Here is a 19,988-nt window from a genome sequence, read left to right as displayed (position 1 = left end):
GGGAGGTGCCTGGCGTTGAGAGTGCTCTTCACCGCGGTTCCGATGGTCGGGCACTTCCATCCACTCGTCGGGTTGGCGTGGGCTCTGCGCTGCGGCGGCGACGAGGTGCTCGTCGCGACGCCGGTGCCCGGGTTCGGATCGGTGATCACCGGTGCCGGACTGCCGGCGGCGGTCGTGCCGAGCGGCATCGGCGACGGCGAGTACGCCGCCGCGAGCGGGGTGGACTTCGCGACCGGATCGGTGGACGCCGCCTTGGCGGCGAGCGGCCGCGGCTGGGGAACGCTGGCCGGGCGGGCGCTCGCGGGGATGCGCGGGCTCGTTACCGCGTTCCGGCCGGACGCGGTCATCAGCGAGCCGTGCGAGTTCGCCGGCCGGATCGCGGCCGCCGAGGCGGGAGTCCCGTGGATCGAGCACGCGTGGGGCCTGCCGCCGCTGGAGCGGCACGCGGCGGGCGGGAGCGAGGTGCTGGGGCGACTGCCGCGGCCGATCGCGTCGGTCCATCCGTCGCCGCCGAGCCTGTGGCCGGACGGGACGACCGGCATGGCGATGCGGCCGACCGGCTACCACGGGCCGGCGCGCCGCTGGGAACCGCCGGAGCCGGCGGCCCCGCGGGTGCTGGTGACCTTCGGCAGCGTCGTGGTCGAGCACGGCAGGGCGGGCGACCTCGCCGAGATCGTCCGGCGGCTCGCGGCGGGCGGGCTGGAGGTGATCGTCGGGCTGGCGGACGCGCTCGTCCCGCACCTCGGGACGCTGCCGGACGGCGTCGTGCACGCCGGCTGGACCCCGCTGCACCCGACGCTGGACTCCTGCGACCTGGTGGTCCACCACGGCGGCACGGGCACGGCGATGGCCGCGGTGGCCGCCGGCGTCCCGCAGGTGATGCTCCCGCAGATGACCGATCACTTCCCCACGGCCGAGCGGGTCGCGGCGTCCGGCTGCGGTGCCGTGCTCGCCTCCCGCCCGGGCCCGGCGGAGGTCGAGCGGGCGGCCCTGCGGGTGCTGGACGAGCCGTCCTACGCGCGGGCCGCGAGCCGCCTCGCCCGGGAGGTGCGGGAGCTGCCGTCGACGGCCGCGGTGGCGGACCGGGTGCGGGCCGAGGCGACCGAGACGGAGGTTCGAGCGGCCGAAACTACGCTCCGCGAGCATGGAGATCACGCCGCTCAAGGTCCCGGACAGCTTCCTGATCGAGCCGCGGCAGCTGCGCGATGAACGCGGCTGCTTCTACGAGTCGTTCAAGCACGAGGCGCTCGCGGAGGTGGGGCACCGCTTCACGCCCGCCCAGGTCAACCACTCGGTGTCGCGGCGCGGCGTCGTGCGCGGCATCCACGGCGTCCTGATCCCGCCCGCCCAGGCCAAGGTGGTCGGCTGCCCGCGCGGCGCGGTCCGCGACTTCGTCGTCGACCTGCGCGTCGGCTCGCCCACCTTCGGTCACTACGACACGTCGGTGCTGGACGGCGAGTCCGGGCGGTCGGTGTTCATCGCCGAGGGCCTCGGGCACGGGTTCGTCGCGCTCACCGACGACGCGTGCGTGAGCTACCTCTGCTCGACCGCCTACGTGCCCGGCACCCAGCTGGACATCAACCCGTTCGACCCGGCGCTCGCGCTGCCGTGGGACACCGACGGGCAGCCCATCGTGTCCCCGAAGGACGCCTCGGCGCCCACCGTCGCAGAGGCGCTGCGCGACGGGCTGCTGGCCTCCTACGAGGAATGCCTCGCGCTGTACGGACAGCTTCCCGTCGGTTAGCGCGGCGCCACAGTACTTCTGTCACACGCGATCGGTGACGGACCGATCTGGCGGACATTCCGGTGCCGGGCGATTCTAGGAACGCGGGCTTCCACGATGGGAAGGAAATGGAGCGGTGGAACCATACTGGTACGTGGTCGTGGTCATCGGGATCGTCCTTTTTCTCTACAGCAATGTCAAGAACAACAGGAACAAGAAATAGCCGGTCCCGCGGAGCTCCTCGGCCACCGCACCGGTCCCCCCGTCGGGTGCGGTGGCCGAGGTCCGGCGGGCCCGCGGCCTCCGTCGCCGCTCGAGATGACCTCGAGCCGCGGCGGGCAGGGTGGGACGGCAACCCGGCGGAGGGAAGGCGATGACGACCAAGGAGCTCCTGCTGGAGCTGGCTCGCAAGTACCACCACGAAGTGACCGTCGAGGCCGATTTCGAACCGGGCGTGACGCCGCTGCTGCCGGCCGGGGCCGTGCTCGCCGAGGACGACCGTATCGCGCTCGTGGAAGCGGCCCTGGAACTGCGCATCAATACCGGCGGCGCGTCCCGTAGATTCGAGAGCCGATTCGCGCGGTATTACGGTCTGCGCAAGGCCCATCTGGTGAATTCGGGTTCCTCGGCCAATCTGCTGGCCGCGTCGGCGCTCACCTCGCCGCTGCTCGAGGAGCGCCGGCTGGAGCCGGGCGACGAGGTCGTCACGGTGGCGGCGGGCTTCCCCACGACCGTGAACCCCATCGTGCAGAACGGGCTCACGCCGGTCTTCGTGGACGTCGAGCTCGGCACCTACAACGCCACGGCCGAGCGCGTCGCCGAGGCGATCGGGCCGCGCACCCGCGCCATCATGATGGCGCACGCGCTCGGCAACCCGTTCGAGGTCGCCGAGATCGCCGCGCTCGCGGAGGAACGCGAGCTGTTCCTGGTGGAGGACAACTGCGACGCGGTCGGCTCGACCTACCAGGGCCGGCTCACCGGGACGTTCGGCGACTACGCGACGGTGAGCTTCTACCCGGCCCATCACCTCACGATGGGCGAGGGCGGCTGCGTGCTCACCGACAACCTCGCGCTCGCCCGCATCATCGAGTCACTGCGCGACTGGGGCCGTGACTGCTGGTGCGAGCCGGGCGAGGACAACAAGTGCATGAAGCGGTTCTCGTACCAGATGGGCGAGCTGCCGCACGGCTACGACCACAAGTACATCTTCTCGCACGTGGGCTACAACCTGAAGGCGACCGACCTGCAGGGCGCCCTCGGGCTCACGCAGCTGGAGAAGCTCCCGGACTTCGTGGACGCCAGGCGGCGCAACTGGCGGCGGCTCCGCGAGGCGCTGGACGGGCTGCCCGGCCTGCTGCTGCCGTCCGCCACCCCCGGCAGCGACCCGAGCTGGTTCGGGTTCGTGCTCACCGTCCGCCCGGACGCCCCGTTCACCCGCAAGGAGCTGGTGGACTTCCTGGAGGCGCGCCGGATCGGCACGCGGCGGTTCTTCGCGGGCAACCTGACCCGCCACCCCGCCTACCTCGACCGGCCGCACCGGATCGCCGGCGACCTGACCAACAGCGACACCATCACCGAGAGCTCGTTCTGGATCGGGGTGCACCCCCGGCTCACCGTCGAGATGGTCGACTACATGGCCGGCTCGATCATGGAGTTCGTGTCCCGCCGCCACTGACCCGCAGAGCCCCGCGGCGATGAGGCGGGCCGCCCCAGGCGGCCCGCCTCATCGCTGTGCTGTGCGCTCCTCAGCCGGTGAACGAGGCCAGGAAGCCCGTGTCGTGCGAGGCCTCCTGGAACCGCCGGTCGGCCAGCACCGAGTCGAGGAAGCCGATGGTGGTGTGGACGCCGCGGCCCGTCACGGTGAACTCGGCGAGCGCCGCCCGCATGCGGACCAGGGCCGCGTCGCGGTCCGGGCCCCACACGACGAGCTTGGCGAGCAGCGAGTCGTAGGCCGCCGGGATGCGGTAGCCCGGATGGGCGTGCGTGTCCACGCGCACGAACGGCCCCGAGGGCGGCGAGAACTCCTCCAGGGAGCCCGGCGTCGGCGCGAACGCGCGCGCCGGGTCCTCGGCGTTGATCCGGCACTCGATGGCCGCGCCGCGCGGCCGGACGCCCGCCTGGGTGAACGCGAGCCGCTCCCCGGCGGCGATCCTCAGCTGCTCCTGGACCAGATCGATCCCGGTGACCGCCTCGGTGACCGGGTGCTCCACCTGGATGCGGCAGTTGACCTCCATGAAGTAGAAGCCGCCGTCCGGCGCGACCAGGAACTCGAAGGTGCCCGCGCCGACGTAGCCGGCCGCCAGCGCCGCGTCGATCGCCGCGGCCGCCATCCGCTCGGTGAGCTCCCGCGGCAGCCCCGGGGCCGGGGTCTCCTCGATCAGCTTCTGGTGGCGGCGCTGCACCGAGCAGTCGCGCTCGCCCAGGTGCACGCCGTTGCCGTGCCCGTCGCACAGCACCTGGATCTCCACGTGCCGCGCGCCGGCCAGATAGCGCTCCATGTAGACGCGGCCGTCCCCGAACAGGGTCAGCGCGTTCGCGGTGGTCTCCCGGTACGCGGCGTCGAGGTCGTCCATCGACGCGACGATGCGCATGCCGCGCCCGCCGCCGCCCGCGACCGCCTTGATGATCAACGGAAGGCCGACCTCGTCCGCGAGCCGCCGGGCCTCGGCCAGGTCGCGTACCGGCTCGACCGCGCCGGGCAGCAGCGGCAGGCCCGCCTCGGCCATGGCGGCGCGCGCGGTCGACTTGTCGCCGAGCCGCCGCATCACGTCCGCGGGCGGCCCGATGAAGACCAGCCCGCTCTCCGCGCACGCCTCGGCGAAGTCGGCGTCCTCGGACAGGAACCCGTAGCCGGGATGCACCGCCTCGGCGCCGGTCTGCAGCGCCGACTGGATCACCGCGGCGGCGTTCAGGTAGCTGCGCCGGGCGGGCGCCGGGCCGATCTGGACCGTGGTGTCGGCCAGCCGGGTGACGGCCGAGCCGCGGTCCTCGGTCGAGGCCACGGCCACCGTGCGGACGCCGAGTTCGCGGCAGGCCCGGGCGACCCGGACGGCGATCTCGCCGCGGTTGGCGATCAGGACGGAGGAGAACATGTCAGCCCACCTCGACGGGGGCCAGCAGGAACAGCGGCTCGGCGTACTCGACGGCGTCGCCGTCCGCGCGGAGCACCCGGGTGAGCGTCCCGGCGCGGTCCGCCTCCACCGGGATCATCAGCTTCATGGCCTCGACGATCCCGAGCTGCTGTCCCGCCGCGACCGTCTCGCCCTCGCGCACGAACGGTTCGGCGCCGGGGGAGGGGGCCCGGTAGAACACGCCCACGGTCGGCGCCGTCACGGGTGTGCCCTCCTCGGCGGGCTCCGGCTCGGCGGCGGACTCCGCCTCCGGCGCGGAAGCGGGAGCGGCCACGGGCGCCGCGGCTGGAGCCGGGGGCGCCGGGGCGGGCGGTCGCGGCGGAGCCCAGCCCAGTTCGATCGAGACGTCACCGATCCGCACGTTGAACGTCGCCGGCCGCTCGTCGTGCAGCGCGAGCAGCTCGGCGACCACGGCGGCGGCCTCCCGCAGGAGCTGCCTGGGGCCCGTCTCGCCGCCCCGGTCGAACACCGGCAGCCATGCGTCGGCCAGTTCCGTGGTCAGTAGCCGGCCGTTGTCGCCGCCGCCATCCACCATCATCGCGCGGGTCCTCCTTCCGTCGGGTTCGCGCCGAACGCGCGAAATCGGTCGTACCTGCGGGCGCCGCGCTCGGCGGCGGGTGTCCGGGTCAGGTCGGCGAGGACCGCCAGCAGCGCGTCCCGCAGCCGTCCGGCGGTGGCGAGGGCGTCGTCCGGCGCGCCGGGGCCCGGTTCCGGGATCACCGCGTCGACCACGCCCAGCCGCAGCAGCCGCGCCGAGTCGACGCCCAGCGCGGCGGCCGCGCGCGGCGCCGCGGCCGCGTCGTTCCAGAGGATCGCCGCGCATCCCTCCGGGCTGATCACCGAGTACACGGCGTCGGCGTGCATCAGCACCCGGTCCGCGACGGCGAGCGCGAGCGCGCCGCCGCTGCCGCCCTCGCCGGTCACGACCGCGACCGACGGCACCGGAAGCCCGGCCATCAGCCGCAGGTTCTCGGCGATCGCGAACGCCTGCCCGTTCTCCTCGGCCTCCAGGCCCGGATGCGCGCCCGGCGTGTCGATCAGGGTCACCACCGGAAGCCCGAGCTTGCCCGCCAGCCGCATCAGCCGGGCGGCCTTGCGGTACCCGGCGGGCGACGCCATGCCGAACCCGCGCGCGGTGAGCTCGCCGACCGTGTGGCCCTTCTGCGTGCCCACCAGCATCACCGGCGTGCCGCCCAGCAGCGCGGGGCCGCCGACGATCGCGGGGCAGTCCTTGGCGAGGCGGTCGCCGTGCAGTTCGAGGAAGTCGTCGAAGGCCAGCCGCGCGTAGTCGAGCGTGCTCGGCCGGTCGAGGTCGCGGGCCCGGCGGACGGTCTCCCAGGGGTCGCGTTCGGGCAGCTCGCCGGGGTCGGTCACCAGCGCGGGAGCCCCGGCCCGGCCGGGCCGGGGGACCGGCCCGGACGCCGGCCGCCCCATCTCCACCAGCCGCGCGAGCGTCGCCCGCAGCTCGGCGCGCGGGCAGATCAGGTCGATGAGCCCGCGCTCCAGCAGGAACTCGGCGGTCTGGAAGCCGGCGGGCAGCGGCCGCCGGATGGTCTGCTCGATCACCCGCGGCCCGGCGAAGCCGAGCCGGGCGCCGGGCTCGGCGACGACCACGTCGGCCAGGGTCGCGAACGAGGCGGCCACGCCGCCGAACGTCGGGTCGGTGACCAGCGAGACGGTGAGCAGGCCCGCCTCGTCCAGCCGCCCCAGCATCTGGCTCGTCTTGGCCATCTGCATCAGCGACAGCGCGCCCTCCTGCATGCGCGCGCCGCCCGAGGCGCTCACGATCAGCAGCGGGCAGCGCTCGCGCAGGGCCAGCTCGCCGGCCTGCGTGATCAGCTCGCCGACGCCGCCGCCGAGGCTGCCGCCCATGAACCGGAAGTCCATCACCGCCGCGACCACCGGCCGCCCGCCGAGGGTGCCGGTGGCGCACAGCACGGCCTCCGCCAGCCCGGTCTTGGCCCGCGCCGCCGCCCGCCGCTCGCCGTAGGGGAGCGTGTCGGTGAAGCCGAGCGGATCGGCGTCGGCGAGCTCGGGCTCGAACGCGACGGCCGACCCGTCGTCCAGCAGCATGGCGAGCCGTTCCGGGGCCGTGAGCGGCTGGTGCCGCCCGCACTCCGGGCAGACCCGCAGGTTGCGTTCGAGCGTCCGCCCGTACGTCACGCTCCGGCAGCCCGGGCAGCAGCGCCAGCCGGCCGCGGGGGAGCCCGTCCCCGCGGCCGGGGGACCGCCCGTCAGGGTGTCGGTCATGGTCGTCTCCGTCCTCCGCAGGGTCGTCCGTGCCGGGCCGGTCACTCAGCGTCCGAGCGGCCGCTCGAGTGCCGATCCAACGCCGATCGAGAGCCCGTTCGATGGCGCTCGTCCAGCGTGCTTCTAGGCCCGCTCTAGGCGGCCCGGTGATGCTTCGGGCCGTGACGGCGCCGGCCGGCCGCCCGCCGGTGGGGTGGGCGCGCCGGTCGCAGAGGGAGACGTTGTGCCAGGAATCAGCGAGCAGCGACCCCGCGGGCCGCGGCGGGTCGTGGTGACAGGCGTCGGGGTGGTCGCCCCGGGAGGCATCGGCACCAAGCAGTATTGGGAGCTGCTCACCTCCGGGACCACCGCCACCAGGACGATCTCACTGTTCGACGCGACGCCGTTCCGGTCCCGGATCGCGGCGGAATGCGACTTCGACCCGATCGCGGCCGGCCTCAGCCGGCGGGAGATCCGCCGGTGGGACCGGACGACCCAGTTCGCCGTCGTGGCGGCGCGGGAGGCGCTCGCCGACAGCGGCGCGGTCGGCGAGATGGACCCGCACCGGACGGGCGTGATGATCGGCACGGCCTGCGGGATGACCCAGAGCCTGGACCGCGAGTACGCCGTGGTCAGCGACCAGGGCGCGACGTGGCTGGTGGACGAGGAGCACGGCGTCCCCTACCTGTACGACTACTTCCTGCCGTCCTCGATGGCGACCGAGATCGCCTGGATGGCCGAGGCCGAGGGCCCGGTGGGCGTCGTCTCCACCGGCTGCACCTCGGGCATCGACGTGGTCGGCCACGCGGTGGACCTGGTGCGCGACGGCATGGCGGACGTGATGGTGGCGGGGGCGTCCGACGCGGCGATCTCGCCGATCACCGTCGCCTGCTTCGACGCGATAAAGGCGACCTCGCCGCGCAACGACGAGCCGGAGAGCGCGTCCCGGCCGTTCGACCGGACCCGCAACGGGTTCGTGCTGGGCGAGGGCGCGGCCGTCTTCGTACTGGAGGAGTACGAGCACGCCAGGCGCCGCGGGGCGCACGTCTACGCCGAGATCACCGGGCACGCCTCGCGCTGCAACGCCTACAGCATGACCGGGCTGCGCTCGGACGGCAAGGAGATGGCCGACGCCATCGGCGCGGCCCTCGGGCAGGCCCGGCTGAACCCGGACGACATCGACTACGTCAACGCGCACGGGTCGGCGACCAAGCAGAACGACCGGCACGAGACGGCCGCGTTCAAGCTCAGCCTCGGGCCGCACGCCTACGACGTGCCGGTCAGCTCCATCAAGTCGATGATCGGGCATTCGCTCGGCGCCATCTGCTCCCTGGAGGTGGCGGCCTGCGCGCTCGCGATCGAGCACGCGGTGATCCCGCCGACCGCCAACCTCAACGAGCCCGACCCCGAGTGCGACCTGGACTTCGTGCCGCTGGTCGCGCGGGAGCGCGAGCTCGGCGCGGTGCTGAGCGTGGCGAGCGGCTTCGGCGGCTTCCAGAGCGCCATCGTGCTGACGGCGCCCGGGAGGAGGGCCGCATGAGCACGGGCACCTTCACCGGACGCGGCGACACCGGACCGGGCTCCGGGCCGGTCGTCGTCACCGGGCTCGGCGTCGCCGCGCCGAACGGCCTCGGCGTCGAGGAGTACTGGCGGGCGGCGCTGGCCGGCCGGAGCGGCATCGCGCCGATCACCCGGTTCGACCCGGCGGGCTACTCGGTGCGCATCGCCGGCCAGCTCGACATCGAGCCGAAGGAGCACCTGCCCGGCCGGCTGCTGCCGCAGACCGACCACATGACGCGGCTCGCGCTGATCGCGGCCGAGGAGGCGCTGGCGGACGCGGGCGCCGACCCGAAGGAGATGCCCGGCCACGGCGCGGGCGTGGTGACGGCGGCGTCCGGCGGCGGCTTCGAGTTCGGGCAGCGCGAGCTCGAGGCGCTCTGGAGCAAGGGCGGCAACCACGTCAGCGCCTACCAGTCGTTCGCCTGGTTCTACCCGGTCAACACCGGCCAGGTGTCGATCCGGCACGACATGCGCGGGCCCGGATCGGCGCTGGTCGCCGAGCAGGCGGGCGGGCTCGACGCGATCTCCAAGGCGGCCCGGAACGTGCGCGGCGGCACCGCGCTGATGCTGGCAGGCGGCGTCGACGGATCGCTGTGCCCGTGGTCGCTGGTGTGCATGACCAAGTCGGGCCGGCTCAGCACCGTCACCGACCCGGACCGCGCCTACCTGCCCTTCGACGCCGCCGCGTCAGGGCACGTGCCGGGCGAGGGCGGCGCCCTCCTCGTGCTGGAGGCGCGGGCGGCCGCGCGGGAGCGCGGCGCGCGCGTCCTCGGCGAGATCGCGGGGTACGCCGCGACCTTCGACCCCCGCCCCGGATCCGGCCGCGAGCCCGGCCTGCGCCGCGCCATCGACCTGGCCTTCGCCGACGCGCGCGTCACCGCGGCCGACGTGGACGTGGTCTTCGCCGACGCCGCCGGCGTCCCCGACCTCGACCGGATCGAGGCCGCCACGCTCGCCGCGGTCTTCGGGCCGCGCGGCGTCCCCGTCACCGCGCCGAAGTCGCTGACCGGCCGGCTGCTCGGCGGCGGCGCCCCGCTCGACGTGGCGGGCGCGCTGCTCGCCCTCCGGGACGGGGTGATCCCGCCGACCGCGGCGGCGGTGGACTGCGCCTACGCCGGCGAGATCGACCTGGTGACCGGCGAGCCCCGGGAGGCCGGTCTCCGCACCGCCCTGGTCGTCGCGCGCGGCTACGGCGGCTTCAACTCGGCGCTCGTCGTGCGCCGCTGATCGGACCCGCAACCCACAAGGAGGAGACACCATGCCCACCACCACGTTCACCATGGACGACCTGACCCGCCTGCTGCGCGAGTGCGCCGGGGAGGACGACTCCATCGACCTGGACGGCGACATCGCCGCGATCGCGTTCGAGGACCTCGGGTACGACTCGCTGGCGCTGTTCAACACCGTGAACCGGATCGAGCGCGACTACGGGATCCGGCTGTCCGACGAGATCGTCGCCGAGGTCAGGACGCCGGGCGAGCTGCTCGCCGAGATCACCGAGCATCTCTGACCGGCATCGACGGGCACACTTCAGGAGGGCTGCGGCAATGTGCGGAATCGTCGGATGGGTCGACTACGCGCGCGACCTCACCAGCGAGCGCGCGACGGCACGGGCGATGACGGACACGATGGCGTGCCGCGGGCCGGACGCGGAGGGGCTGTGGACGTCTCCGCACGCCGCGCTGGGCCACCGCAGGCTCGCGGTCATCGACCTCGAGGGCGGGCGCCAGCCGATGGCGGCGGAGGCGGACGGCCGCACGCAGGCGGTGATCACGTTCTGCGGCGAAATCTACAACTTCCGCGAGCTGCGGGCCGAGCTCGGCGGCCGCGGCCACGCGTTCAGGACGGCCAGCGACACCGAGGTGGTGCTGCGCGCCTACCTGGAGTGGGGCGCGGCGTTTGCGGACCACCTGAACGGCATGTTCGCCATCGGGGTATGGGATCCGCGCTCGCAGGAACTGCTGCTCGTGCGGGACCGGATGGGCGTCAAGCCCCTCTACTACCTGGTCACGCCGGACGGGATCCTGTTCGGCTCCGAGCCCAAGGCGATCCTGGCGAATCCGATGGCGCCGCGGCGGGTCGACGCCGACGGCCTGCGGGAGATCCTCGACATGGTCAAGACCCCGGAGGCCGCCGTCTTCTCCGGCATGCGCGAGGTGCGGCCCGGGCAGCTGGTCCGGCTGAACCGCGGCGGCCTGTCCAAGCACCGCTACTGGACGCTGGAGGCCCGCGAGCACACCGACGACCGCGAGACCACGATCGCCACGGTCCGCGGCCTGCTGGAGGACATCGTCGCCCGCCAGCTGATCTCCGACGTGCCGCTGTGCACGCTGCTGTCGGGCGGGCTCGACTCGTCCGCGGTGACCGCGCTCGCCGCGCGGACGCTCGCCGCGCAGGGGAACGGCCCGGTGCACTCGTTCTCGGTCGACTTCGACGCCGCCCAGCGGGACTTCCAGCCCGACGCGGTGCGCGGCGCCGCCGACGCGCCGTTCGTCCGGGAGCTGGTCGCGCACGCCGGCACCGACCACACCGAGGTGCTGCTGGACAGCGGCGACCTCGCCGAGCCCGGCGTGCGGGACGCCGTCCTGCGGGCGGTCGACCAGCCGCCCGCGTTCTGGGGCGACATGTGGCCGTCGCTGTACCTGCTGTTCCGTGCCGTCCGGCAGCGCTCCACGGTCGCGCTGTCGGGGGAGGCGGCGGACGAGCTGTTCGGCGGGTACCGCTGGTTCCGCAACCCGGGTGCGATCCGGGCGGGCACCTTCCCGTGGCTGACGTCCGGCTCGGCCCGCTATTTCGGCGGGCTCGGCCTTTTCGACGCCGGGTTGAAGGAGAAGCTCGACATCCCCGGCCACCGGCAGGAGCGGTACGCCGACGCCATCGCCGAGGTGCCCGTCCTGCCCGGCGAGGACGCCGCCGAACGCCGCATGCGCGAGATGACCTACCTCAACCTCACCCGCTTCGTGCAGACGCTGCTGGACCGCAAGGACCGGATGAGCATGGCGGTCGGGCTGGAGGTCAGGGTCCCGTTCTGCGACCACCGGCTCGTGGAGTACGTGTTCAACGCGCCGTGGGAGCTGAAGTCGTTCGACGGCCGCGAGAAGAGCCTGCTGCGCGCGGCGGTCGCCGACCTGCTGCCGCGCGGCATCCTCGAACGGGTCAAGACCCCCTACCCGGCCACGCAGGACCCGGCGTACGAGCGGGCGCTGCGCGTGGAGCTCGCCGAACTCGCCGCCGACCCGAACGCGCCGGTGCTGCCGCTGCTGGACGGCGAGAAGGTGCGGCGGCTGGCGGACCGGCCGCTCGGCGAGGTCAGCCGGCCCTACGACCGCGGCGGGCTCGAGCTGGCGCTCTGGTTCAACCGCTGGCTGACCTCGTACGGCATCACGCTCGACCTGTGACCATCACCGAAAGGGACACCCATGGCACTGACCGACGGCGCACCGCTCGACCGGCAGGCGGTCGCGCGGCTGAACACGGCCTACGCGCAGTCGAGGATCCTGCATTCCGCCGTCCAGGTCGGCCTGTTCGAGCTCCTGGAGCGGGAACCGGCGACCCTCGCGGTGATCTGCGAAAGGCTGGACCTGAACCCCGCCCTCACCGGTGACTTCCTGAACGCGCTGGTCGCGCTCGGGCTGCTGGAGCGGGCGGACGGGGGACGGTACGGCAACTCGGCCTCCGCCAGCCGTTTCCTGGTGCCCGGCGGAGACATCTACATGGGCGCGCGGGTCCGGACGACGGCCGAGAAGCACTATCACCTGTGGGGCCGGCTGACCGAGGCCCTGCGGGACGGGCTGCCCAAGTCCGGGGGCGGGGCGGGTTCGTTCGATACCCTCTACGACGACCCCGAGCGCGCGCGCGGCTTTCTCAAGCACATGGACGCCAACAACGCGCTCGTGGCCCCGCAGCTCGCCGACGCCGTCGACTGGGCCGCCTACGGCTCGTTCATCGACGTGGGCGGTGCCCGCGGCAACGTGGCGGGCACCCTGGTCAAGGCGCATCCCCACCTGTCCGGCGGCGTGTTCGAGCTGCCGAAGGTCGAGCCGTTCTTCCACGAGCTGATGGACGAGCTGGGACTGACCGGCAAGGTCGACTTCCATCCGGGCGACTTCTTCGCCGACCCGCTCCCGGCGGCCGACGTGCTGATGTTCGGGCATGTGCTGCACGACTGGTCGGTCGAACGGCGCCGCATGCTCCTCGGGCGGGCCTTCGAGTCGCTCGCCCCTGGCGGGGCCATCGTGGTCTACGACCAGATGCTCGACGGGGACGACCCTGATCTGGCGAGCCTCATCGGCAGCCTGAACGTCGGCCTGATGCTGGGCGGCTCGGAGTACACGGCCGAGGAGTGCCGCGGCTGGGTAGAGGAGGCGGGCTTCCGCGTCCGCTATGCCGAGCGCCTCCCCAAGGGCAACGACACCGTCCTCTACGCGACCAAGGACTGATCCAGAGCGCCGACCCGGCAGGAGAGGAAGCCTGGACCGCCTGACAGCTCATCGCGGCAGGAGGCCCAGGCTTCTTCGTGTCGGTGAGAGTCGGTGAAGGTCGGTGAAGGTCGCGCGGTCAGGGCAGGGCGTCGAGAGCGTCCAGCGCGGCGGTCCAGAACTCCCAAGTGCCCTCGGCCGTGGACGGCAGCATCGGGATCACGGTGCTGCGGCCCGAGCGCAGGGCCGGATGCCTGCGCGCCGGAGTGGACAGGCGCCTCCCGGGACCGACCTCCACGAGGGTGAAGTCGCCCTCGGCGAGCAGGGCCTCCAGCGCGGGCCAGAAGAGCACCGCACTGGCGACCTGCCCGGCCCAGAAGCCGGGGTCGGTCGCCTCGTCCGGCCGGACGGCCCGCGCGGTCCTCGTGGACTGGATCCGCAGGGAGGGCCGCCGGAGCTCCTCCTTCGCGAACGCGGCGGTGAAGACCTCGGCCGCCTCGGCCATCGCCGGCGAGTGGAAGGCCTGGAGCGCCGGGACCCGGCGGCCCGGGGTGCCCGCGTCCTCGAGCGCTCGCTCCACCTCGCCGAGGCGCGGCTCCGGACCCGCCAGCACGGTCTGGCGCGGCGCGTTGACCGCGCCGACCACCACGCCGCCGGGACGGCCGGGCGGATCGATGAAGCGGGTCAGCTCCTCGGGCGAGGCTCCGACCGCGAGCATGCCGCCCGAAGGGGAGCCGTCCAGCGCCATGGACCGGGCCTCCATCAGTCGCGCGGCCGCGGCCAGGTCGAAGACCCCGGCGAACGCGGCCGCGGCGAGCTCCCCGATGCTGTGCCCCAGCAGGACCCCGGGGCGGACGCCGCGCGTTTCGAGCGTCCGCGCCAGGGCGTATCCGAGGATGAACAGCAGCGGCTGGGCACGGCGTCCCTCGTCGAGCGGCACCGCCGGATCGTCGGTGAGCCAGTCGTCGCGCAGCCGCTTCCCCTCGCCGTCGAGCAGCTCGAAGAACTCCTCCAGGATCTCGGTGAACACGGGCTCGCGGCCGAACAGCTCGCGCGCCATGCCCGGGTGCTGCGCGCCCTGCCCGGGGAACAGGAACACGATCTCGCTCATCGTCCGCCGTCCGCCGGGTCCGCGCCGCCGGCGTACCGCTCGCGCATCTGGCGGCGGAGCGGCTTGCCGGTGGCCGACCGCGGGATCGCCTCGACCAGGTCGACGTACTTCAGGTGCTCGTAGTACGGGCATCGCTCGGCCACGAACCCGGCCAGCTCGGCGGCCTCCACGCCGTCGCGCGCGGGCACGACGATCGCGTGGGCGACCGCGCCGCTCACCTCGTCCGGGTGGTCGAACACCAGGCATTCGGCGACCCCGTCATGGCCGAGCAGGACCCGCTCGATCTCGGTCGGCGACACCAGCCAGTTGTCGCACTTGAAGACGTCCTTCACCCGGTCGAGCACGAACAGGTGGCCGTCGGCGTCGATCCGGCCGATGTCGCCGGTGGAGAACCAGCCCTCGGCGTCGGTGACCTCGGCCGCCGGCCGGTCGTGGTAGCCCTTCATCAGCTGCGGGCCGCGCACCTGGATCTCGCCCTCGGCGCCGACCGGCTGGACCTGCCGCGTGTCCAGGTGAACGACGCGGCAGTCGGTCCCGGCCACCGGCGGGCCCGAGGAGCGGATCTTCGGGTCGTCCAGGTTCTCGAAGTGGGTGGACGGCGAGGTCTCCTGCAGGCCGTACCCCTGCACCACCGGGACGCCGAACTGCTCGGCGAGCGCCCGCGTCGTCGGCGGCGGCAGCGCCGACCCGCCGCACAGGACCGTGCGCAGCGTGGGGACGCCGAGCTCGGCCAGGCGCGGGTGCGCGCCCAGCTTGATCAGCCGCATCGGCAGGCTGTAGAAGTGCGTCGCCTCGTGCTCGGCGGCGACCCCGACGGCGTCCGCCGGGTCGGGTTCGGCGCAGAGCACGAGCGTGGTCGCCGCGGTGACGGCCATCGTCAGGTGCATCAGATGGAACGACGGCAGGTAGTTGAACAGCACCGCCGACCCGTCCACCCGGTGCGCGTGCGCGCTCTGGGCCGCGTTCACGGTGATGTTGCGATGCGTGAGCAGCACCGCCTTCGCCGGTCCCGTGGTGCCGCTGGTGAACTGGAGGCACGCGACCTCGTCCACGTCGGTGGTCTCGGGGCGGGGGAGCGGCAGGTCCGGGGCCTGGTCCATCAGGTCGGCCAGCACGGGGACGCCGGGCAGATCGTCGTCGGCGTGGGTGAGGACCACGGTCTCGAGGTCGGGCAGCCGGTCCCGGATCTTCTCCAGATGCCGGTACATCGCGGGCGAGACGATCGCCGCGCGCGCGTCCGCCAGGCCGAGCACGTGCGCCAGGCCGTCCTCGCGCAGCAGCGGGTTGACCAGCGCCGGAACGTTCCCGGACCGCAGGATCCCGAAGAAGGCCACGGGGAACGCGGGCTCCAGGGCGAGGGCGAGCGCGACCCTGGCGGACCGGTCGCCGAGCAGGGCCTTCAGCGCGCGGGCGCAGCGTTCGGCCGCCGCCTCCACCTCCGCGTAGGTCAGATCGCCGGACAGCGCACCGGTGAATCCGGGGGAGCGCAGCGCGATGCGGCCGGGACGGCGCTCCGCTGCGCGCCGCAGCAGGTCGTCGATGCGGGGGCCGCCGAGCAGGTCGCCGAGCACCTCCAGCGGAGGCCCGGACACCAGGCTGCTCGCCCGGACGTCGAGATCGGGTGCGGCCATGGTCAGGACCCCTGGAGGTCGTCGCGGCTCACCGACCGGTGCTTCACCTGGAGTCGCCCGCCGACGCGGACGAGCACGTCGTCGCAGGTCGTGCTGAGGTGGACGGCCGTCGGCCCGCCCTTGGGCGTGCGCAGGACCAGCGCGTAGGTGCGGGCCTCGACGGACCCGTCCGGGCGCTCGTCCACCTCCAGCATCCCGAGCCAGTGCCGGGTCTGCACGCCCTCCTCGGCCAGCCGGGCGCCGGCCTTGCGCGAGGCCGCCTCGATCTCCTCCCGGCCCCGCTGCGGCTCCGGATGCGCGTTGGCGGTGAAGACCCCGTCCTCGGTGAAGGTCTCGGCCCACGCGCGGTGCTCGCCCTGGTCGAGGTGGCGCATCTGGCGGCCGTAGAAATGCTGGACCTCCTGGTACAGCGATGGCGACATGGCTCTCCCTCTCCGATGGGTGTGTACGCAGGCGAGGGTCATCCCCGCTCCTCGAACCCGGTTGGAGGTCGCGTCGAGACCCCTAGCTCCAGCCGCTCTCCGACGAGAATCGAGCGCCCGCGCCCAGGCTGTCGGCATCGCGAAGGGTCCGCCGTGGAAGGCGGGCGCCACCGTCGAACCACCGGAGGAGCTGGCGATGACCACAGGCGAGGGCGCGATGACCGGGGTCGCGCTGGTCACCGGGGCCACGAGCGGGATCGGCCGGGCCGTGACCGAGCGGCTGGCCGAGCGCGGCATGCAGGTCTTCATCTGCGCCCGCACCGCCGAGGACGTGATCACGACCGTCAAGGAGCTGCGCGACCGGGAGCTGGCCGTGGACGGGCTGGACGCCGACGTCCGCTCCGCCCGCTCGGTGCGGCGGCTGGTCGGCGCGGCGCTCGACCGGTTCGGGCCGATCCGGGTGCTGGTCAACAACGCCGGCCGCAGCGGCGGCGGCCCCACGGCGAAGATCACCGACGAGCTGTGGGACGACGTGATCGACACCAACCTCACCAGCGTCTTCCGCGTCACCAGGGAGGTCCTGGCCAACGGCGGGCTGATGGACGCCGGCGGCGCGGGCCGGATCATCAGCATCGCCTCCACGGGCGGCAAGCAGGGCGTCCCGCTCGGCGCGCCCTACTCGGCCTCCAAGGGCGGCGTGATCGCCTTCAGCAAGGCGCTGGCGAAGGAGCTGGCCCCGAGCGGCGTGACCGTCAACACGGTCTGCCCGGGCTACGTCGAGACCCCGATGGCGGTGCGCATCCGCGAGGCGTACGCGTCGACCTGGAACAGCACCCCGGAAGCGGTCCTGGAGCAGTTCGAGGCCAAGATCCCGCTGGGCCGCTACTCCACTCCCGAGGAGGTGGCGGGCCTGGTCGGCTACCTGGCGACCGACACCGCCGCGTCGATCACCGCGCAGGCGCTCAACGTCTGCGGCGGCCTCGGCATCTTCTGAGGCCAGCCGACGGCAGCCCTGCCGGCATCCCCGACCTCATCTACCGAAGGACGGTTTGCAGTGCCCCCGAAAGGACGCCACACGACCTCGCACGAGGTGGACATCAAGGCCCCCGCGGAGCTGGTGTACCGGATCGTCGCCGACGCCGCCGACTGGCCGCAGCGCTTCGTCCCGACCGTTCACGTCGAGCGCACGGGCCTCGGCGCCGGCGCCGAGCGGCTGGAGATCTGGGCCACCGGGAACGGCGAGGTGAAGCACTGGACCTCCCGGCGGGAGCTCGACCCCGCCGCGCGCCGGGTGGAGTTCAGGCAGGAGGTCTCCTCGCCGCCGGTCGCCTCGATGGGCGGCACCTGGATCGTGTCGCAGGAGCCGAACGGGGTGACCCGGCTGGTGCTGGAGCACGACTTCGAAGCCGTGGACGACGACCCCGAGGGCGTCGAGTGGATCACCAAGGCGACCGACCGCAACTCCACCACCGAACTCGGCAACATCAAGGCGCTCGCCGAGGGCTGGGACCGGCTGGCCGAGCTGACCTTCTCCTTCGAGGACTCCGTCGTGGTGGACGGGTCGCCCGAGGAGGTCTACGACTTCCTCTACCGCGCCGATCTCTGGCCGGAGCGGCTGCCGCACGTGGCGAGCATGAAGTTCGCCGAGGGGGAGCCCGGCGTCCAGGAGATGGCGATGGAGACCCGGACCAAGGACGGGTCCACGCACACCACCGAGTCGGTGCGGGTCTGCTTCCCGACCGGGCGCATCGTCTACAAGCAGCTGGTGCCGCCGTCGCTCATGACCGCCCACCTGGGCGAGTGGACCTTCACCGCCGAGGGCGAGGGGCGGGTGCGCGCGACGTCCCGGCACACCGTGACCGTCAAGGAGGACGCGATCACCACCGTGCTCGGCGATGGCGCGACGGTCGAGACCGCCAAGGAGTTCATCCGCAAGGCCGCAGGGGGCAACAGCGTGGCCACGCTGAACCTGGCCAAGGAGTTCGTCGAGGCCCGCACCAGTGAGGCCCGCACCAGTGAGGCCCGCACCAGTGAGGCCCGTACCGGTGAGGCCCGTACCGGTGAGGCCCGTACCGGTGAGGCCCGTACCGGTGAGGCCCGCAATGGCTGAGCCCGAGGTCCTGGTCGTCGGCGCCGGCCCGGTCGGCCTCACGGTCGCGTACGAGCTGGCGCGGCGCGGCATCGCGATCCGCGTGGTCGACAAGGCCGAGGGGCCCGCGACCAGCAGCCGCGCGCTGGCCACGCACGCCCGCACCCTGGAGATCCTGTTCCAGATGGGCCTGGTGGACCGGCTGCTGCCGCTCGGCCAGAAGGTCGAGCACTTCTCGATCCACCAGCGGGGCCGCTGCCTGCTGGCGTTCGACACCAACTACACCAAGATGCCGACGCGCTTCCCGTTCAGCCTCATGGTGGACCAGGTCCGCACCGAGGGCATGCTCCGGGAGGCGCTGTCCGAGCAGGGCGTCGAGATCGAGTGGGGCGTCGCGCTGGACCGCTTCGACGCCGACGAGGACGGCGTCCTCGCCGAGCTGCGGCACGCGGACGGCGGGACGGAGAAGGTCGCGGTGCCCTGGCTGGTGGGCACCGACGGCGGCAAGAGCACCGTGCGCAAGGCGCTCGACCTGAAGCTGCTCGGCGACACCACCGAGACGTGGCTGAACGCGGACGTCGTCATCACCGGCTCCGACCTGCCGCGCGACAGCAACCACCTGCTGCACACCGGCGGCGGCTCGCTGCTGCTGGTGCCGTTCCCCGACCCGGGCAAGTGGCGGGTCGTGGACACCCTCGACATCGAGGGGGCGGACGACCCGGAGGTCATCCGGGCCCGGCTCGAGCACAAGATCTCCCGCGCGCTGCGCCGCCGGGTGAAGGTCGCCGATCCGACCTGGATCTCGGTGTTCACCGTGCAGCAGCGGATGATCCAGCGGATGCGGGTCGGCCGCTGCTTCGTCGCGGGCGACGCCGCCCACGTGCACAGCCCGGCGTCCGGCCAGGGCATGAACACCGGCATCCAGGACGGCTACAACCTGGCGTGGAAGCTCGCCGACGTGGTGCGCGGGCACGCGGGCGACGCGCTGCTGGACACCTACGGAGCCGAGCGCGTCCCGATCGGCGAGGTGCTGCTCGGCTCGACCGAGAAGGCCACGGCGCTGGTCAAGCTCCGCAACGCCGCGCTGCCGGTCGTGCTGCCGGTCGGGCTCGGTCTGCTGAACGCGCTGAAGCCGGTGAAGCGCAAGGTGGAGGGCAAGGTCATCCGCGGGTTCTGCGGGCTGCCGCTGAACTACGCCGACAGCCCGCTCACCACGTGCGATCCCGGCTACGAGAAGGCCGGGATCAAGCCGGGCCACCGGGTGGCCTGCGACGGCGCGAGCGAGCGGGCGTCCGCCGGCTGGCGCGCGATGTGCACCGAGCTGACCGACCGCAGGTGGAGCCTGCTGGGCTTCGCGGGCGACGGGTCCCCGGCGGACCTCGGCGCGATGCTCGGCCGGGTGCAGGAACGGCACGGCGAGGCCGTGTCCGTCCGCACCGTCGTCCGCGAGGGCGGTGACGGGACGGGGCCGGGCCCGATGGCCGACCCCGGCGGGCGGCTCGCCGCCGGGCTGGGGCTGCGGCCCGGCGACTACGCGCTGGTCAGGCCGGACGGCTACCTGGCGGCCAAGGGCCGGATCGTGAGCGCGGAGCAGCTGCTGTCGGTGCTCGCGGACGCGCATCTGATCCCGAGCCTCGAGCCCGCCGAGACGCGATCGCAGAGCGGGGAGTAGGC

The 19,988-nt window shown here is 73.4% G+C and carries 17 protein-coding genes; 11 read left to right on the top strand and 6 right to left on the bottom strand.

The genetic code is table 11. The annotated features are described in order from the left end of the window. Positions 1 to 21 precede the first annotated feature (21 nt). The 3 genes from AB0C78_RS03630 to rfbH all read left to right on the top strand — a co-directional run bounded on the left by AB0C78_RS03630 (position 22) and on the right by rfbH (position 3,398). Positions 22 to 1,209, top strand: a complete 1,188-nt coding sequence (locus AB0C78_RS03630; RefSeq protein ID WP_360741384.1) for a glycosyltransferase — start codon at positions 22 to 24, stop codon at positions 1,207 to 1,209. After that, positions 1,145 to 1,744 (top strand): dTDP-4-dehydrorhamnose 3,5-epimerase family protein, encoded by a 600-nt coding sequence (locus AB0C78_RS03625; RefSeq protein ID WP_360741231.1) that lies wholly within the window; start codon positions 1,145 to 1,147, stop codon positions 1,742 to 1,744. Before AB0C78_RS03630 ends, AB0C78_RS03625 begins: the two co-directional genes overlap by 65 nt. Positions 1,745 to 2,096: 352 nt before the next feature. Beyond that, entirely contained in the window at positions 2,097 to 3,398 is a 1,302-nt protein-coding gene (gene rfbH, locus AB0C78_RS03620; protein WP_360741229.1) for a lipopolysaccharide biosynthesis protein RfbH, read from the top strand. Between the two features lie 70 nt (positions 3,399 to 3,468). Here rfbH and AB0C78_RS03615 read toward each other — a convergent pair whose 3' ends face one another. From AB0C78_RS03615 to accD, 3 genes are read right to left on the bottom strand one after another with little or no spacing between them, the layout of a single operon-like run. Then, a complete protein-coding gene (locus AB0C78_RS03615) occupies positions 3,469 to 4,815 on the bottom strand; it encodes an acetyl-CoA carboxylase biotin carboxylase subunit (protein ID WP_360741227.1) in 1,347 nt (448 codons plus the stop codon). Position 4,816: 1 nt separating this feature from the next. Next, the gene (locus AB0C78_RS03610; protein ID WP_360741225.1) at positions 4,817 to 5,392 is read right to left on the bottom strand and encodes a biotin/lipoyl-containing protein; all 576 of its coding nucleotides are present in this window, start codon (positions 5,390 to 5,392) and stop codon (positions 4,817 to 4,819) included. Then, positions 5,389 to 7,104 (bottom strand): acetyl-CoA carboxylase, carboxyltransferase subunit beta, encoded by a 1,716-nt coding sequence (gene accD / locus AB0C78_RS03605; RefSeq protein ID WP_360741223.1) that lies wholly within the window; start codon positions 7,102 to 7,104, stop codon positions 5,389 to 5,391. Before accD ends, AB0C78_RS03610 begins: the two co-directional genes overlap by 4 nt. Before the next feature lie 223 nt (positions 7,105 to 7,327). Here accD and AB0C78_RS03600 point away from each other — a divergent pair, with 223 nt between their 5' ends. Genes AB0C78_RS03600 through AB0C78_RS03580 form a run of 5 tightly spaced genes read left to right on the top strand, consistent with a single transcriptional unit; the run spans position 7,328 to position 13,082 of the window. Beyond that, positions 7,328 to 8,623 carry a beta-ketoacyl-[acyl-carrier-protein] synthase family protein gene (locus AB0C78_RS03600; RefSeq protein ID WP_360741221.1) on the top strand — a complete coding sequence of 432 codons (1,296 nt, stop codon included), beginning with the start codon at positions 7,328 to 7,330 and terminating at the stop codon, positions 8,621 to 8,623. Then, a complete protein-coding gene (locus AB0C78_RS03595) occupies positions 8,620 to 9,870 on the top strand; it encodes a ketosynthase chain-length factor (RefSeq protein WP_360741219.1) in 1,251 nt (416 codons plus the stop codon). The genes AB0C78_RS03600 and AB0C78_RS03595 overlap by 4 nt, the downstream gene beginning before the upstream one ends. A 31-nt stretch (positions 9,871 to 9,901) precedes the next feature. Further along, positions 9,902 to 10,153, top strand: coding sequence for an acyl carrier protein (locus AB0C78_RS03590; RefSeq protein ID WP_360741217.1), 252 nt, complete (start codon positions 9,902 to 9,904; stop codon positions 10,151 to 10,153). Positions 10,154 to 10,190: 37 nt separating this feature from the next. Next, on the top strand, positions 10,191 to 12,041 hold the full coding sequence (asnB, locus tag AB0C78_RS03585; protein ID WP_360741215.1) for an asparagine synthase (glutamine-hydrolyzing): 1,851 nt from the start codon (positions 10,191 to 10,193) through the stop codon (positions 12,039 to 12,041). A gap of 21 nt (positions 12,042 to 12,062) precedes the next feature. Further along, complete coding sequence (locus AB0C78_RS03580; protein WP_360741213.1) at positions 12,063 to 13,082, top strand: methyltransferase; 1,020 nt, start codon at positions 12,063 to 12,065, stop codon at positions 13,080 to 13,082. Between the two features lie 118 nt (positions 13,083 to 13,200). On the opposite strand, the gene AB0C78_RS03575 is transcribed toward AB0C78_RS03580, so the two are convergent. From AB0C78_RS03575 to AB0C78_RS03565, 3 genes are read right to left on the bottom strand one after another with little or no spacing between them, the layout of a single operon-like run. Continuing rightward, positions 13,201 to 14,172, bottom strand: a complete 972-nt coding sequence (locus AB0C78_RS03575) for an acyltransferase domain-containing protein (RefSeq protein WP_360741211.1) — start codon at positions 14,170 to 14,172, stop codon at positions 13,201 to 13,203. Further along, positions 14,169 to 15,803 (bottom strand): class I adenylate-forming enzyme family protein, encoded by a 1,635-nt coding sequence (locus tag AB0C78_RS03570; RefSeq protein ID WP_360741209.1) that lies wholly within the window; start codon positions 15,801 to 15,803, stop codon positions 14,169 to 14,171. Before AB0C78_RS03570 ends, AB0C78_RS03575 begins: the two co-directional genes overlap by 4 nt. 2 nt (positions 15,804 to 15,805) lie before the next feature. Continuing rightward, positions 15,806 to 16,225 (bottom strand): nuclear transport factor 2 family protein, encoded by a 420-nt coding sequence (locus AB0C78_RS03565; RefSeq protein WP_360741207.1) that lies wholly within the window; start codon positions 16,223 to 16,225, stop codon positions 15,806 to 15,808. Positions 16,226 to 16,421: 196 nt separating this feature from the next. Here AB0C78_RS03565 and AB0C78_RS03560 point away from each other — a divergent pair, with 196 nt between their 5' ends. The 3 genes from AB0C78_RS03560 to AB0C78_RS03550 are packed head-to-tail and all read left to right on the top strand — an operon-like array spanning position 16,422 to position 19,986. Continuing rightward, positions 16,422 to 17,219: an SDR family NAD(P)-dependent oxidoreductase gene (locus AB0C78_RS03560; protein WP_360741205.1), complete on the top strand. Its 798-nt coding sequence runs from the start codon at positions 16,422 to 16,424 to the stop codon at positions 17,217 to 17,219. A gap of 60 nt (positions 17,220 to 17,279) precedes the next feature. Continuing rightward, positions 17,280 to 18,335, top strand: a complete 1,056-nt coding sequence (locus tag AB0C78_RS03555) for an aromatase/cyclase (protein ID WP_360741203.1) — start codon at positions 17,280 to 17,282, stop codon at positions 18,333 to 18,335. Continuing rightward, a complete protein-coding gene (locus tag AB0C78_RS03550; RefSeq protein WP_360741201.1) occupies positions 18,328 to 19,986 on the top strand; it encodes an FAD-dependent oxidoreductase in 1,659 nt (552 codons plus the stop codon). Before AB0C78_RS03555 ends, AB0C78_RS03550 begins: the two co-directional genes overlap by 8 nt. Positions 19,987 to 19,988: the final 2 nt, after the last annotated feature.

It is taken from the genome of Actinomadura sp. NPDC048394 (assembly GCF_040651755.1).
GTDB classification, from domain to species: domain Bacteria; phylum Actinomycetota; class Actinomycetes; order Streptosporangiales; family Streptosporangiaceae; genus Spirillospora; species Spirillospora montaniterrae.
The sequence above is the reverse complement of the archived record's forward strand: the minus strand, read 5'-3'. Positions and strand labels throughout refer to the sequence as shown.

Excerpts from the sequence above, each read along its gene's own strand:
- AB0C78_RS03625 (WP_360741231.1), top strand. The coding sequence starts at position 1,145 with ATGGAGATCACGCCGCTCAAGGTCCCGGACAGCTTCCTGATCGAGCCG.
- rfbH (WP_360741229.1), top strand. The coding sequence starts at position 2,097 with ATGACGACCAAGGAGCTCCTGCTGGAGCTGGCTCGCAAGTACCACCAC.
- AB0C78_RS03615 (WP_360741227.1), bottom strand. The coding sequence starts at position 4,815 with ATGTTCTCCTCCGTCCTGATCGCCAACCGCGGCGAGATCGCCGTCCGG.
- AB0C78_RS03610 (WP_360741225.1), bottom strand. The coding sequence starts at position 5,392 with ATGATGGTGGATGGCGGCGGCGACAACGGCCGGCTACTGACCACGGAA.
- accD (WP_360741223.1), bottom strand. The coding sequence starts at position 7,104 with ATGACCGACACCCTGACGGGCGGTCCCCCGGCCGCGGGGACGGGCTCC.
- AB0C78_RS03595 (WP_360741219.1), top strand. The coding sequence starts at position 8,620 with ATGAGCACGGGCACCTTCACCGGACGCGGCGACACCGGACCGGGCTCC.
- AB0C78_RS03590 (WP_360741217.1), top strand. The coding sequence starts at position 9,902 with ATGCCCACCACCACGTTCACCATGGACGACCTGACCCGCCTGCTGCGC.
- asnB (WP_360741215.1), top strand. The coding sequence starts at position 10,191 with ATGTGCGGAATCGTCGGATGGGTCGACTACGCGCGCGACCTCACCAGC.
- AB0C78_RS03580 (WP_360741213.1), top strand. The coding sequence starts at position 12,063 with ATGGCACTGACCGACGGCGCACCGCTCGACCGGCAGGCGGTCGCGCGG.
- AB0C78_RS03575 (WP_360741211.1), bottom strand. The coding sequence starts at position 14,172 with ATGAGCGAGATCGTGTTCCTGTTCCCCGGGCAGGGCGCGCAGCACCCG.
- AB0C78_RS03570 (WP_360741209.1), bottom strand. The coding sequence starts at position 15,803 with ATGGCCGCACCCGATCTCGACGTCCGGGCGAGCAGCCTGGTGTCCGGG.
- AB0C78_RS03565 (WP_360741207.1), bottom strand. The coding sequence starts at position 16,225 with ATGTCGCCATCGCTGTACCAGGAGGTCCAGCATTTCTACGGCCGCCAG.
- AB0C78_RS03560 (WP_360741205.1), top strand. The coding sequence starts at position 16,422 with ATGACCACAGGCGAGGGCGCGATGACCGGGGTCGCGCTGGTCACCGGG.
- AB0C78_RS03550 (WP_360741201.1), top strand. The coding sequence starts at position 18,328 with ATGGCTGAGCCCGAGGTCCTGGTCGTCGGCGCCGGCCCGGTCGGCCTC.